Raw genomic sequence first — 14095 nt, 5'->3', positions numbered from 1 at the left:
CAACAGGGGTCACGACGCGCCGGGTACCGGCCGACGAGGAGCAACCCGGTACGGTCGCCGCATGAAGGAGCGTCCCCGCGGTGACGGCGAGCCCGGCGAGGGCACGCCGGGCTTCCACTGGCTCTACGGCGACGGCGAGCCCGGCCCGAACCCGTCGGCGCCACGCGAGCCGCGGCCCGACGAGACCCGGGTGATGCCCACGATGTCCCGGCCCGCCGGACAGCCGCCCGTCGACCAGCGGCCGGCGGCCCGGTCCGGGCGTCCGGACCGCTCCGGTACACCGCCGACGCCGCCCCCGGTCGCGCCGACCCCCGGCCCCCAGCGGCCGCGGCGCCGCCGCGGCCCGCGGTTCTACCTGCGGATCGTGCTGGTCCTGCTGCTGCTCTGGGCGGTCTACCTGGTGGCCGTGCCGTTCTACGCGTGGACCAAGGTCGACAAGGTCGCGTTCGAGCCGAAGGGCGACCGCCCGGGCGACCAGCCCGGCACGACGTACCTGATGGTCGGCAGCGACTCCCGCGCCGGCCTGACCAAGGAGCAGCGCAAGGAGTACGTCACCGGCGACGTCGCGGGGCAGCGCACCGACACGATCATGCTGCTGCACACCGGGTCCGGCCCGAACGTGCTGATGTCGATCCCCCGCGACTCGCTGGTCGAGGTCCCGGGGCACGGCACCACCAAGATCAACGCCGCCTACGCCTACGGCGGCCCGAAGCTGCTCGTGCAGACGATCGAGCAGAGCACCGGCATCCGCATCGACGAGTACGCCGAGGTCGGACTCGGCGGCGTCGTCGAGATGGTCGATGCGGTGGGCGGCATCGAGATCTGCCCCACCTTCGACATGGTGGACAAGCTCGCCGGGCTGAACATCAAGAAGGGCTGCCAGGAGGCCGACGGCCGCACCGCGCTCGCGTTCGCCCGGTCGCGGCACAGCGACCCGCGCTACGGCGACATCACCCGCGCGAAGCACCAGCGCGAGGTCGTCTCCGCCGTCGGCGACGAGGTGCTGTCGCCGGCGACGTTCATCAACCCCTTCCGCTACTGGGGCGTCTGGATGGCCGTGCCCGCCGCCTTCCAGTTCGGCGACGGCATGTCGCCGATCGGCGCGGCGAAGTGGGCGCTCGCGATGACCCACGTCAACGGCGAGGACGGGATGACCTGCGGCGTCCCGATCTCCGACCTGGCGGTGCACTGGGACCCCGAGCGGTCGCAGCAGCTGTTCGACTACATCAAGGACGACAAGACCGACGACATCCCGAAGGGTCTGTGCACCCCGACCGGGCTGCCCAAGAGCGTGACCGGATGAGCTTCGAGACCCTCCGCTGGGAGGTCGACGACGACGGCGTCGGCACGCTCTTCCTGCACCGGCCCGACCAGCTCAACGCGTTCGACCTGACGATGGCGGGCGAGCTCGAGCGCTTCTTCCGCGAGGACGCGTGGGACGACGCGGTGCGCGCCGTCGTCGTCACCGGGTCCGGCCGGGCCTTCTGCGCGGGCATGGACCTGTCGGCGCAGGGCAACGTGTTCGGGCTCGACGAGTCGCTGCGGCCCACGGTGGCCGACTTCCGGGCGGCGTACGACCGGGCGCCGTACGACCGGGGCGTGCGCGACACCGGCGGCAAGGTGACGCTGGCGATCCATGCGCTCCCCAAGCCGGTGCTCGCCGCGATCAACGGTCCCGCCGTCGGCATCGGCGCGACGATGACCCTGGCGATGGACCTGCGACTGGCGTCGACGAAGGCCCGGATCGGCTTCGTGTTCGGCCGGCTCGGGATCGTGCCGGAGGCGGCGTCGTCGTGGTTCCTGCCACGCATCGTCGGGATCCAGCAGGCGCTCGAGTGGGTCTACTCCGCCGACATCCTCGACGCCGACACCGCGCTCGCGGGCCGGCTCGTGCGCAGCGTGCACGATCCCGACGACCTGCTGCCCGCGGCACAGGAGCTGGCCCGGTCGTTCGTGGTCGACCGCTCCCCCGCGGCGCTCGGCCTCGCGAAGCGACTGCTCTATCGCAACAGCGCGGTCGCCGACCCGCTCGAGGCCCACCTCTCCGACTCGCTCGCGATGTACTGGCAGTCGATCGGCGACGGCAAGGAGGGCGTGGCGGCGTTCCTGGAGAAGCGCACGCCGAACTTCACCGACCGGGCCTCCCAGCTGCCCGAGGTCTTCTAGCGCTCCCCCGCCTGGTGGTTTCGAGGCTCAGGCGCAGAGCGCCTTCGCACCTCAACCACCGACACCGGTGGTTGAGGTGCGAGGGCCGCCAGGCCCGAGCCTCGAAACCACCACCCCGCGGGTCAGCGCGCCCGCTCGTCGCTGATCCGCCTCGCCTTGCCGAGCGAGCGCTCCAGGGCGTACGGCGCCACCACCTCGACCCGCGCGGTCACGCCGATCCGCTGCTTGATGCGGTCCTCGAGCCGGGCGGCCAGCGCGTCGTCGTACGCCTCGGCGACGGCCTCGACGCGCACGGTGAGCTCGTCGAGGCTGCCCGGCCGGGTCAGCACGCACAGGTAGTGGGGCGCGAGCCCGTCGATCGCCAGGATCTGCTCCTCGACCTGGCTGGGGAAGACGTTCACGCCGCGCACGATCATCAGGTCGTCGGTGCGGCCGGTGACCTTCTCCATCCGGCGGAAGGCGGGGTACGCCGTTCCGGGCAGCAGTCGACTCAGGTCGCGGGTGCGGTAGCGCACCACCGGCATCGCCTGCTTGGTCAGCGAGGTGAACACCAGCTCGCCGCGCTCGCCGTCGGGCACCGGCTCCAACGTGACCGGGTCGACGATCTCGGGCAGGAAGTGGTCCTCCCACACGTGCAGGCCGTCCTGGGTCCGGCCCGACTCCTGGGAGATGCCGGGGCCCATCACCTCGGACAGCCCGTAGATGTCGACCGCGCGGATGCCCGAGCGCGCCTCGACCGCACGGCGCATCTCGTCGGTCCACGGCTCGGCGCCGAAGATGCCGACCTCGAGGGCGGTCGAGCGCGGGTCGACGCCCTGGCGCTCCATCTCGTCGAGGATCGCGAGGAAGTACGACGGGGTCACCATGATCACGCGTGGCGCGAAGTCCGCGATCAGCTGCACCTGTCGCTCGGTCATCCCGCCGCTGACCGGCACCACCGTGCAGCCGAGCCGCTCCGCGCCGTAGTGGGCGCCGAGTCCGCCGGTGAACAGGCCGTACCCGTAGGCGACGTGCACGACGTCGCCGGGCCGGCCGCCCGCCGCCCGGATCGAGCGCGCCATCAGCTCGGCCCAGGTGTCGAGGTCGGCCGACGTGTAGCCGACGACCGTCGGCCGGCCGGTCGTGCCGCTGCTGGCGTGCACGCGCGCGACCTGCTCGCGCGGCACCGCGAACATGCCGAACGGGTAGTTGTCCCGCAGGTCGGCCTTCGTCGTGAACGGGAACCGGGCCAGGTCCCCGAGCGTCCCGAGGTCGTCGGGGCGCACCCCGGCCGCGTCGAAGGACCGACGGTAGTGCGGCACCGCGTCGTACGCCGTGCGCAGCGTCGCCCTCAGCCGCTCAAGCTGGAGCGCCTCCAGCTCGGCCCGGTCCAGGGTTGGGATCTCACCGCTCACCAGAACGCACCCCCGATCTCGCGCGACCGACCCACGAACGTCGCGACCACGGTGTCGCCGGCGGTCACCGTCACGTCGTAGGTCCCGTCGCGCTCGTCGCGGTCGCGCTCGACCGCGGCCGCCACCAGCTCGTCGCCGGACCGGGTCGGCGCACGGAAGCGGATCTCGGCACCCGCGGCGACCGTGCGCCGGTTGTAGGAGTTGCAGGCGAAGGCGAACGCCGAGTCGGCCAGCGCGAAGGTGAGCCCGCCGTGCCCGATGCCGTGGCCGTTGACCATGTCGTCGCGGACGGTCATCCGCAGCGTGGCCGTGCCCGGCCCGACCGACTCCAGCCGCATCCCGAGCGCCCGGCTGGCGTGGTCGTCGGACCACATCGCCTCGGCGCTGCGCTCCGCCGTCTGCTGGGCCACCCGCTGGGCGGCCTGCTCGGGACTCACCCGGTCAGGCTAGGCCGCTCCCAGCGTCCGGTCGAGGAGCGCGCGAAGCATCCGGAAGTGCCGCTCGCCGGCCGCCTCGTCGTAGACGGACGTGTCGGCCATCGTGTAGCCGTGCGCCGCGCCCGCGTAGACCTCGTTGACGTGCGGACGGCCGGCGGCGACGAGCGCGGCCTCCAGCGCCTCGACGGCTTCGAGCGGCATCGAGCGGTCCTGGTCGGCGTGGCCGAAGACGTACTCCGCCGTCGAGTCGGCGATGGCCAGGTGCGGGCTGTCGTCGGCGTCGGTCACCAGACCGCCGCCGTGGAAGCCGCCGACCGCGGCGACGGTCCCGGGGAGCTGCCCGGCGGTGCGCACGGCCAGTCGCGCACCCATGCAGTAGCCGGTGACGCCGATCGGGCCAGCGCCGGCGTGCTGCTCGAGCGCCGCGACCCAGGCCGCGGCGTCCGGGCCGGACCGGTCCGGGGTCAGCTCGCGCACCCGGTCCATGACGCCGGTCCCGAAGAACGCCGCGCGCTCACCCGGGTCGCGCAGGTCGGCCTTCGGCGCCAGGTCGGCGGCGCGGCCGTCGCGGTAGAAGACGTTCGGCGCGAGCACGACGTACCCCCACGACGCGATGCGGTCCGCCATCGCCTCGATCTGCGGACGCAGCCCGATCGCGTCCACGTAGAGCAGCACCCCCGGCCGTCCCCGGGTGCCCGACAAGTAGGCCTCGGCGGGCCCCGCGGCGGCCCGCACCTCGATCGTCTGTCCCATGGGGACGACCGTAGGCGCCCGCCCAACCGCCCGGCGGATTCGGGACGGCTGCCCCTTCCGGCCAGGACGGGCGTGACGAGAACGTCGACCTTCGACCGTTCCCTCGAAGGAGATCCATGTCCTTGACGTCCTCGACCACTCCGCGCCGGAGCGCCGGCGCCCTGATCGCCGCGGCGACCGTGCTCGCGCTGTCCGCTGGCCCGGCGGACATCGCCGCCGCGGACTCCCGGGACCGGGCGCGGGCGACCTCGCTGGCCGCGGCGCCCGGGTCCATCGTCTTCATCCGCAACCACAACGTGTGGCTGTCCCGCCCCGACGGCAGCGACCTGCACCAGGTGACGCGCGACGGGGTGGCCGACAAGCCCTACCAGTCACCGTCCCAGTCCGACACCGGCGTGATCGCGGTGAGCTTCGGCAACGAGATCGTGCTGATGCAGCAGAACGGCACCGTCATGAAGCGGCTGGACCCCGGCCCGCTGACGAGCGGCGTGAGCAAGCCCCTCGACGGGCCGCCCGTGTCGGTCTCGATCTCGCCCGACGCCACCAAGGTCGCCTACACCTTCGCCGCCTACCAGTGCGCCCACGGCGCGCCCTGCGGCGACCAGCGCGCCACCGCGATCACGCACACCGACAGCCTCACTGCTCCCAGCGTCTACGGCCAGACCCACTACTGGAACCCGTCGTGGGTCGGCAACGGCCGCACCATCCAGAGCGGCGGCTACCTGCACCAGATCACGCTCAACGACCTCGGGCAGCCGGCTCAGCACTGGTTCGACGACATCGACGTGCCGCAGGTGCCGTACGGCGAGGGCACCGACCTCGACGACGCCGAGCTGTCCCCGGACGGGCGGTGGCTCGGCGCCGTACGCGGCTACGACGCCACGACTCAGATCGTGTGGCACCGGGTGACCGGCAACGCGCAGAGCGGCCCCGCGCCGGCGGTGCCGAACCGGGTGTGCGAGACCAGCAAGATGGCCGGCCTGGCCGGCCCGACCTGGTCGCCGGACAGCAGCACGATGATGTGGACCGAGCCGGACGGCCTGTGGGCCACCACCGGCCTCGACGAGCCCTGCCCCAACCCGATGCTGGTGATCCCCAACGCCTCCCAGCCCGACTGGTCGGCAGCGGCGGTGAACCCCGGTCCACTGCCGGACAAGCCGGACAAGCCGGGGAAGCCGGGGAAGCCGGGCACGACCTTCTCGGTGACCAAGAAGGTGACCGTCAAGGGGGTCGCCAAGGTGGGCAAGAAGCTGCGGGTGACCGGCTCCTGGAAGCCGAAGGCCTCCCAGGTGCGCTACCGCTGGCTGCGCGGCGGCAAGCCGATCAAGCGCGCGAAGGCGGCGGCCTACCGGCTGCGCAAGGCCGACGCCGGGAAGCGGATCTCGGCCCGGGTAACGCTGCGCGCCCCGGGCGTGAAGACGTACACCGTCACCACCAAGCGCACCGCGAAGGTCCGTCGCTGAGCGATCGACCCGGGTGACCGGGACTCCTGTCCCTGTCACCCGGGTCGCCCGTCCGTCCACACTGTCGGGCGTGGACGGGCGGGCGGCTGGGCACCCCGTCGGCGCGACGATCGCCGGCGGGCTCTGCGTGACCCTCTGCGCGACCGCGCTCCTGCTCCTGGCTCGCGCCGACCACCCCTTCGACGTGGGCTGGTACGCCGAGCCCGTGCTCTTCGTGTTCTACCTGATCGTCGGCCTGATGTCCGGGCCGGTCGCGGCCCTGATCCTGCATCGCGGCCGGCACCCGCTCGGGTGGTCGACCGGGGCGATCGCCCTGTCGTTCGCCACCGCGGCCTGCGTCCTCGCGTACGCCTTCGTCGCGACCGAGCGGGGCTGGCCGGCGGCCGGGCTCGCCGTCCAGGCCTTCGTCGCGGTCGAGGCGTTCGGCCGGACGCTGCCGGTGGCCGTGCTGCCGTGGGTGCTGCGCACCGGGCCGATGACCCGGACCGCGCAGCGGTGCGTCACGGCCGGCATCGCGCTGAGCACCGTGACGGGGCTGCTCGCCCTGACCGGCCACCAGGCCGGCGCACCGGCCAACCCGCTCTCGCTGGCCGACACGCGGGTCCACTCCGTGCTGCTGCCGCTGACCGTGGCGGCACTGACACTCTCCGGCCTGCTGGGTCTGGTCGGCGTCGCCGGTCTCGTGCGGCGCTGGCGCCGGGAGCCATCCGCCGGTCGCCGCGCCTTCGGCGTGCTCGCCGGCGGCATGGTGCTGCTCTTCGCAACGATGACGGCGCTGCTGGTCTGGTCGCCGACCTCGCACACCCTGGTCGCTGCGGTGACGCTGCCGCTGCTCTTCGCGGCCTACCTGCTGGTCTGCCTCTCGAGCGTGGTGCTGGTCCTGCGGACCTGGGAGCTGCCGATCGGGTCCGCCGTGCCCCGAGCCGCCGTCTGGGGCCTGCTGACCGCCAGCGTGCTCGTCATCTACGTCGTGGTCGTCGCGGTCGCGACCCGGCTGCTGCCGATCGGCAACGAGTCGGCGGGCGTCGTCGCCGCGGGCCTGCTCGCGGTGCTGGTCCATCCGCTCCGCCAGGCCCTCCAGGACAGGGTCGACCAGCTGGTCCACGGCGGTGCCGCCAATCCGGTCGTGCTGCTCGCGCAGCTCGGCGCCCGACTGCCCGGGACGCCGCGCCAGGAGGCGCTGCCCGCCCTCGTCGACGGGCTGCGGCAGGGGCTCCGACTGGGTGCGGTCGACGTCACCGGCGTCGACCCGCCGGTGCAGGTGGCCTCCGGCGTACGCCGCCCGGCGGGCGACCGGCTGACCCTCCCCCTCGTCGTCGACCACCGCCGCATCGGTCAGATCGAGGTCGAGGCCGAGGCGGGCCAGCGCCTCGATCCACGCACGATGCGCGCGGTGACGAACTTCGTCGGCCTGGTCGCGCTGAGCCTCGACCTGGTGCAGACCAACCAGCGGCTGCGCGAGGCGTCCCGCCGGCTCGGCGACGTGCGGCACGAGGAGCGCCGGATGCTGCGCCGCGAGCTGCACGACCACATGGGTCCGGCCCTGGCCGGGGTCGGCCTCGGCCTGGCCGCCGCCCAGCGCCGGCTCCGCCACGATCCGGGTGGGGCGGTCCGGCTGCTGGCGGATCTGGAGGCGGAGGTCGAGCGGCGTACCGAGGACGTGCGCCTGCTCGCGCGCTCGCTGCTGCCGGCTCAGCTCGATGACGGCGACCTCGCTGCGGCACTGACCGTGCTGACCGGGCGGTTCCGCAGCGCCGGGCTGCAGGTGCGCGCGGACTGCACCGGCACCGAAGCCCTCGACGCCCGCCGGCAGATCGCGGTCTACCACGTCGCTGCCGAGGCGCTGGTCAACGCCTACCGGCACGGCCGCGCCAGCTGCGTCGACGTGCGCGTGCGCTGTGGACGCACGGGCGGGGTGACGCTGGAGGTCGTCGACGACGGCGTCGGCATCTCGCCCCAGCACGGGCGCGGCGTGGGCCTGAAGTCCATGCGCGAGCGGGCCGACGAGCTCTCCGGCCACCTGTCGATCGAGCCCGGGGACGCCGGATCGGGCACGCGCGTCAGGATGGTGCTGCCGTGAGCGGGCCGATCCGGGTCGTCGTCGTGGACGACCATCCCGTGTTCCGCATCGGCATGATCGCGCTCCTGGAGGAGATCCCCGGCGTCGAGGTCGTCGGCCAGGCGGCCAGCGAGGACGAGGCGGTCGATGCCGCCCGTGCCCTCGGCCCCGACGTGATGCTCATGGACCTCGACCTCGACGGCGGCTCGGGCGCGGAGGCGACCCGCCGACTGCTGCGGGAGCGGCCCGGCGTCGGCGTCCTGGTCGTCACCATGTTCGGCGACGACGACGCCCTCTTCGCCGCGGTGCGCGCGGGAGCGCGCGGCTACCTGCTCAAGGGCGCCGGTCCCGACGAGGTCGAGGGTGCCGTGCGCGCGGTGGCGCGCGGCGCGTTCCTGCTCGGGCCCCAGGTCGCCGAGCGCGGCGTCGGCTACCTCACCGGTGCCCGCAACGCCCGGAGCGGACCGTTCGCCGAGCTCACCGAACGGGAGCGCGACGTCCTCGAGCTCGTCGCCCGCGGCCACGACAACGCCTCGATCGCCCGGATGCTGGTGCTCACCAACAAGACGGTGCGCAACTACGTCTACGCGATCTTCACCAAGCTGCGCGTCACCGACCGGGCCGCCCTGGTCGTCAAGGCCCGGGAGGCGGGCATCGGCGTGGACCAGCCCGAGCCCAGCGGTCCCGACCAGCCGGGATCCGGCGGCCCGGACGATCGAGGACAGCGGCCCCTGGGGCCGGGGTCGCCGGGATCGCGACGGTAGGTCTGTCACGGCACGGTGCCGTGACCGGCCTGCGCCGTGAGCGGAAGCGAGACCATGTCCCGACCCATCACCGAGGCGCCACCGGCACCCCGGATGCCGGCGGCGAAGCGGTTCCACTGCTGGCCGCTGTGGGCCGTCGGCTGTGGTCTGCTCGGCCTGATCGCCACGGTCGTCACCGACACCCGCGCCGGAGACGGCCCCTCGGCCACCGTCGGCGTCGCCGACATGGCGGCCCTCGACCACGAGATGTTCCGGCTGGGCGGGTTCGTGGGCTATCTGTGCGTCGCGGCGCTGCTCGTCTTCGCCGCCGTGTGGCAGCGCCGGGTCACCCACACCTTCGTGTGGTCCCTCGGCGCCCGGATCGTCACCTTCGGCCTGGTCGCGAGCGCGGCGGCGCTGTCGCTCGCCTACGGCTGGAAGGGCGCGCTGGGGAACTACCTCCACGGCGCGGTCGAGGACGACTACTACGACGACAGCGGCCTGTACGTCTACTACGTGATGAACGACTTCAGCCCGTACGTCGGCTGGCTGCCGGTCACCGTCGCACTCGGCGGGATCGCCTGGATGGCGTTCGCCGAAGGTCTGGTGTCCCGCCCCCTGGGCGCGGTCGCCGGCGCACTCACCGCACTCATCACCGCTGCCGTCGCCGTCACCGGCGTACCCGGTCTGCCGTTCCTCTCGATGTTCGGACTCATCGTCGTCGGGAGCTGGCTGACGGTCGGCCGCAGCCCCATCCTGCAAGGAGGACTCGCATGACCCACCGACTCGTTCCGGGCGGCCTCGCCGCCCTGGCGCTCCTGCTCGCCGCACCGACCGCGGCGACCGGCGCCACCCACCCCGCCATCGATCCGGGTGGCGGCGACCCAACGCCCGACGACACCTCGCCCCCGGTGATCGCGGTCGACCGGCCGGCCGGGGACGTCGACGGGTGGCACCGCGATCCGGTCGACCTCGGCATCCGGGTCGCCGACAACCACACCGGCGACCTCGGGGTTCGCGAGGTCAGCTACACGATGTCCGGTGCGACCGTCGGGACGAACACCCAGACCTACACGAACGCCCGCGAGGTCACCGTCCCGCTCCGGATCGCGGCCGAGGGCTCCACCAAGATCGAGATCCGGGCCGAGGACCGCACGGGCCTCGTCACCACCCGCACCGAGTGGGTCGGCGTGGACACCACGAGCCCGTCGGTGTCCATCGACTCGCCGATCGACGGCAGCACCGTGCGCGTCGGCGAGCGCGTGCCGGTGACCTTCTCCTGCGGCGACGCCACGTCCTGGATCACCGACTGCGCGGGCAGCACCGCGGTCGGCGGCCTGCTCGACACCAGCTCCGCCGGGCAGCGGATGGTCTCGGTCGTCGCGAAGGACGTGGTCGGACGCACCACCATGCGCGACGCCACGGTCAACGTGGTCACGGACGCGCCGACGATCGGAATCTCCTCGCAGCCGGTCATCGTGGGCACGCCCCGCATCGGCGAGCGGCTGGAGGCGCGGCACGGCGAGTTCACCCCGCTGTCCTCGGTCATCTACCGCTGGTACCGCGACGGCGTGCTGATCCCCGGCGGTGCCGGCAGCTACTACACGGTCTCGGCCGCCGACGCCGGGGCGATGCTCCACGTCGTCGTGACGGCCACCGCCGCCGGCTACGAGGACGGTGTGTTCGCCGCGCCGGCGGTCGGGCCGATCCCGGCACAGGAGCCCGGCGGGGGCTCGGGTGGACCGGGCGGCGTCGGCGACCAGGCGGTCCGGGCCACCAGCACCGGAGCCGTGACCGGCGTCGCGCGGATCGGGCGGACCCTCACGGCCACCGCGCCCACGTGGTCGGTCGCAGGTGCGACGACCAGCCGGCAGTGGCTGCGCAGCGGCACGCCGATCCCGGGCGCGACGGGTACGACGTACCGGCTGGGCTCGCTCGACCGCGGCGCGCGGATCTCCGTCCGCTTCACCGGGCAGGTCTCGGGCCGCCCCAGCGGCACGGTCGACACCGCGGCCACCAAGCCGGTCGGCAAGGCCGCGGCCAAGCTCCGCGCCCGGCTGGTCGGGGGCAAGGTCAAGGTCCGGGTCACCGCGCCCGGGGTCATCGCTCAGGGCAAGATCACCGTGCGTGCCGCGGACCAGCGGGTCACGGCGAAGCTGAAGAAGGGCCGGGCGACGCTCCGGCTCCGTCCGGTGCCCCGCACCGCCAAGGTCACCGTCGTCTACCGCGGATCCTCCCTGGTCGCCAAGGCCAAGGCCCCGGTGCGTCGCTGACGGCTCATCCGACGTGCTCCTGCCCCGCCCGGGCAGGGGCACGTCGTCGTTCATCCATGGAGCAGCCGGGTGATCCGGCCCAGCACCACGGGCGAGGTCGCGGCCAGGAGCGTCACCGTCGCGACGCCCGCCTCGAGATGGTGGCCGATCCCGACCACCACCAGCACGCACGCGGCCGCGCGCAGCGCCCCGGCGGCGTACCGACGGGTGGGCGAGCCGGCCGCCCACGGACCGGTGCCGAGCAGCAGGCCGCCCACGGCGCCGAGGCTCAGCACCAGCAGCGCCAGCGGGAGGCGCGGACTCTGGAGGACCGCGACCCCGGCCCAGCCGGCCGCGGTGACGCGCACGGCCGTCATCCAGGCGCGGCCGTAGCGCGAGTCGACGGCCGCCCAGGAAGGCCGCTCCGGACCGCCCGACGTCATGGTCGCCGCCGGAGCCCGGGGTCCTTCCCCGCGACCGCCGTCGTCGGGACGGTGGTGCCGGGCACGGGACCGTTCACGGCGCGACCGTAGGCACGACTCCATGAAGGGGGCGTGAAGCCGGCCACGTTCCTTCATCGTCGCTTCATGCGCGCCCACCTACGGTCGGGTTCCCGGCCGCAGGGCCGGGAGTGAGCGGAGGGGGGCGTGATGACCGGGCTGCTGGAGCACCTGCTGTCCACGCCGGCCTGGTTGGTGCTGTCGATCGTCTTCGCGCTGCCGGCCCTGGAGTCCTCGGCCTTCCTGGGCTTCGTGTTCCCGGGCGAGACCGCCGTGCAGCTCGGCGGCGGCTCCCCCGGTGCCGTCGACCGGGTCGCCGAGCTCACCTAGGTGGTGCCGTGACTCTCGACGCTCCCGGCGTTCCCGAAGCTCTCGGACGCACGCGGCGGTCCGCCCCGCCCCGGTCGCGGGAGGCACGCGGCAACGACCTCCGCGGCCTGACCGGTGTCCTCGCCGCAACCATCCTCGCGGTGGTCGCCTGGCTCCCGTTCCTCGACCGGCCCCTCTCACCCGACGAGGGCGGCTTCCTGCTGATCGCCCAGCAGTGGCACCCGGGGACGTCGCTCTACGGCAGCTACTGGGTCGACCGACCGCCCCTTCTCCTGTGGCTGTTCTCGCTCGCGGCACACCTCGGACCGATCGGCCACGCAGCGACCGGCGTGACCGCGCCGACCGTGAAGCTCCTGGGCGCGGTCGCGAGCGGACTCACCGTCCTGCTCGCCGGCCTGGTCGCGCAGGTGGTCTCCCCAGGGGTCCACTGGACACGGACGGCCACGGTCGTCGCCGCGGTGGCACTCCTGTCGAACCCGCTGCTCGGCATGCCCGAGGCCAACGGCGAGGTCTTGGCGCTCCCCTTCGTACTGACCGGGGTCGGCTGTCTCATCGCCGCGACCCGGCGCCCGTGGGGCCGCGACGCCCTGCTCCTGACCGCCGCGGCCGGCGCCTCCGGCATGGCGGCCGCGCTGGTCAAGCAGAACGTCGTCGACGTCTACGTTTTCGCGCTGATCCTGTTCCTCGCCTCCCGGCCCCGACTGCCCGGCCTGGGACACCGGGTGTGCGTCTTCCTGGCATCGGGCGCCGCGCTCCTCGGCGCCGCCCTCGCGGCCGCCGCCGTCCAGGGCACGACGCCGACGGGACTGTGGGACGCGACCGTCCGGTTCCGGCTCCAGGCCTCCGCGACCATCCGCTCCTCGGCGTCGGCGGCCACCCCGGAGCGGCTGCTCCATCTCGGGCTCGCGGCGCTCGCCAGCGGCGTGGCCGTGCTCCTGGCCATCGCCTGCCTCGGTGCGCTGCGACGCTCCCGCGGCGCACGGGGGGCACGAAGCCCGCTGGTGTGGGCGGCGCTCGGCCTCGCGGCCTGGGAGCTCTGCGCCGTCGCGCTCGGCGGCAGCTACTGGCTCCACTACCTCACCGGGCTCGTCCCGGGCGCCCTGCTCCTGGTCATGCTCGCGCCGGCCGCCGGACGCAGCCGGGCACTGCTCACCGGGTGCCTGGCCTACGTCGTGCTGGCGAGCGCGGTGGTCTGGGGTCAGCACGCCGCAGCGCCGGACACGGTCTCCGACGACGGGCAGGTCGCCACCTACCTGCGGGAGCACTCCGACCCCGCCGACGGCGTGGTGGTCGCCTTCGGACATCCCGACATCGTGGCCGCGAGCGGACTGCACAGCCCCTACGAGCAGCTGTGGAGCCTGCCCGTCCGGGTCCGCGACCCACGGCTGACCGAGCTCGGCACCGTGCTCACCGGACCGGCCGCACCGCGCTGGGTCGTGGTGGCCGGGGGCAGCCTCGACTCGTGGGGCCTGCAGGCCACCGCGACCCAGCAGGTGCTGGAGGAGCACTACGTCGAGCGCACGGCGTACGGCGACTGGCACGTGTGGCAGCACCGACCGGACGGGAGCGACCCGTGAGAGTCCTGGTGGCCGAGGACGACGTCCGGCTGGCCGACCTGCTCGACGAGTCCCTCACCGAGGCCGGCTGGCGGGCCGACGTGGTCCACGACGGCCGCGCCGCCTACGACCGGCTGCGCACCGACACCGGCTACGACGTGGTCCTCCTGGACTGGATGCTGCCCGGCATGGACGGTGTCACCGTCACGCGCCGGCTGCGCGACCTCGGGCTGTCGACGCCGATCCTGATGCTCACCGCCCGACGCGACCGACGGGACCGGATCGCCGGCCTCGAGGCCGGCGCCGACGACTACCTCACCAAGCCGTTCGACCTCGACGAGCTGATCGCTCGGTTGGGTGCGCTCCACCGCCGTGGCGGCCACCCCGGCGACCCGCCGGTGTAGGGCGGCGTCGGTCCAGGGAGTGCCGTCCTTCACGCTCG

Annotated in this window: 14 protein-coding genes; 10 read left to right on the top strand and 4 right to left on the bottom strand. The window is 73.8% G+C overall.

Annotated elements, in window-relative coordinates; genetic code table 11:
- The first annotated feature begins 61 nt into the window (after nt 1-61).
- Nucleotides 62-1303 (top strand): LCP family protein, encoded by a 1242-nt coding sequence (locus tag KM427_RS08290; RefSeq protein WP_215526901.1) that lies wholly within the window; start codon nt 62-64, stop codon nt 1301-1303.
- Nucleotides 1300-2166 (top strand): crotonase/enoyl-CoA hydratase family protein, encoded by an 867-nt coding sequence (locus KM427_RS08285; protein WP_215526900.1) that lies wholly within the window; start codon nt 1300-1302, stop codon nt 2164-2166. Before KM427_RS08290 ends, KM427_RS08285 begins: the two co-directional genes overlap by 4 nt.
- A gap of 122 nt (nt 2167-2288) precedes the next feature.
- Here KM427_RS08285 and paaK read toward each other — a convergent pair whose 3' ends face one another.
- The 3 genes from paaK to KM427_RS08270 are packed head-to-tail and all read right to left on the bottom strand — an operon-like array spanning nt 2289 to nt 4750.
- Nucleotides 2289-3560 (bottom strand): phenylacetate--CoA ligase PaaK, encoded by a 1272-nt coding sequence (gene paaK / locus KM427_RS08280; protein WP_252275185.1) that lies wholly within the window; start codon nt 3558-3560, stop codon nt 2289-2291.
- On the bottom strand, nt 3557-3997 hold the full coding sequence (gene paaI, locus KM427_RS08275) for a hydroxyphenylacetyl-CoA thioesterase PaaI (RefSeq protein ID WP_252275183.1): 441 nt from the start codon (nt 3995-3997) through the stop codon (nt 3557-3559). The genes paaK and paaI overlap by 4 nt, the downstream gene beginning before the upstream one ends.
- Nucleotides 3998-4006: 9 nt before the next feature.
- A complete protein-coding gene (locus KM427_RS08270; protein WP_215526899.1) occupies nt 4007-4750 on the bottom strand; it encodes a dienelactone hydrolase family protein in 744 nt (247 codons plus the stop codon).
- Between the two features lie 116 nt (nt 4751-4866).
- On the opposite strand from KM427_RS08270, the gene KM427_RS08265 reads away from it, so the two are divergent.
- From KM427_RS08265 to KM427_RS08245, 5 genes are all read left to right on the top strand, one after another.
- The gene (locus KM427_RS08265) at nt 4867-6213 is read left to right on the top strand and encodes a hypothetical protein (protein ID WP_215526898.1); all 1347 of its coding nucleotides are present in this window, start codon (nt 4867-4869) and stop codon (nt 6211-6213) included.
- Between the two features lie 70 nt (nt 6214-6283).
- A complete protein-coding gene (locus KM427_RS08260) occupies nt 6284-8293 on the top strand; it encodes a sensor histidine kinase (RefSeq protein WP_215526897.1) in 2010 nt (669 codons plus the stop codon).
- Nucleotides 8290-9036 (top strand): response regulator transcription factor, encoded by a 747-nt coding sequence (locus KM427_RS08255; RefSeq protein WP_215526896.1) that lies wholly within the window; start codon nt 8290-8292, stop codon nt 9034-9036. Before KM427_RS08260 ends, KM427_RS08255 begins: the two co-directional genes overlap by 4 nt.
- A gap of 54 nt (nt 9037-9090) precedes the next feature.
- Nucleotides 9091-9792 carry a hypothetical protein gene (locus KM427_RS08250; protein WP_215526895.1) on the top strand — a complete coding sequence of 234 codons (702 nt, stop codon included), beginning with the start codon at nt 9091-9093 and terminating at the stop codon, nt 9790-9792.
- A complete protein-coding gene (locus KM427_RS08245; protein ID WP_215526894.1) occupies nt 9789-11288 on the top strand; it encodes a hypothetical protein in 1500 nt (499 codons plus the stop codon). The genes KM427_RS08250 and KM427_RS08245 overlap by 4 nt, the downstream gene beginning before the upstream one ends.
- A gap of 50 nt (nt 11289-11338) precedes the next feature.
- Here KM427_RS08245 and KM427_RS08240 read toward each other — a convergent pair whose 3' ends face one another.
- Nucleotides 11339-11710 (bottom strand): hypothetical protein, encoded by a 372-nt coding sequence (locus KM427_RS08240; protein ID WP_215526893.1) that lies wholly within the window; start codon nt 11708-11710, stop codon nt 11339-11341.
- 207 nt (nt 11711-11917) lie between these two features.
- Here KM427_RS08240 and KM427_RS08235 point away from each other — a divergent pair, with 207 nt between their 5' ends.
- Genes KM427_RS08235 through KM427_RS08225 form a run of 3 tightly spaced genes read left to right on the top strand, consistent with a single transcriptional unit; the run spans nt 11918 to nt 14057 of the window.
- Nucleotides 11918-12097, top strand: coding sequence for a hypothetical protein (locus KM427_RS08235; protein WP_252275180.1), 180 nt, complete (start codon nt 11918-11920; stop codon nt 12095-12097).
- Nucleotides 12098-12105: 8 nt separating this feature from the next.
- The gene (locus KM427_RS08230) at nt 12106-13674 is read left to right on the top strand and encodes a glycosyltransferase family protein (RefSeq protein ID WP_252275179.1); all 1569 of its coding nucleotides are present in this window, start codon (nt 12106-12108) and stop codon (nt 13672-13674) included.
- Nucleotides 13671-14057 carry a response regulator transcription factor gene (locus KM427_RS08225; protein WP_215526892.1) on the top strand — a complete coding sequence of 129 codons (387 nt, stop codon included), beginning with the start codon at nt 13671-13673 and terminating at the stop codon, nt 14055-14057. The genes KM427_RS08230 and KM427_RS08225 overlap by 4 nt, the downstream gene beginning before the upstream one ends.
- The last annotated feature ends 38 nt before the right edge of the window (nt 14058-14095 follow it).

The organism is Nocardioides sp. LMS-CY (assembly GCF_018732145.1).
Lineage (GTDB): Bacteria > Actinomycetota > Actinomycetes > Propionibacteriales > Nocardioidaceae > Nocardioides > Nocardioides soli.
This window is presented reverse-complemented; position numbering and strand designations above follow the sequence as displayed.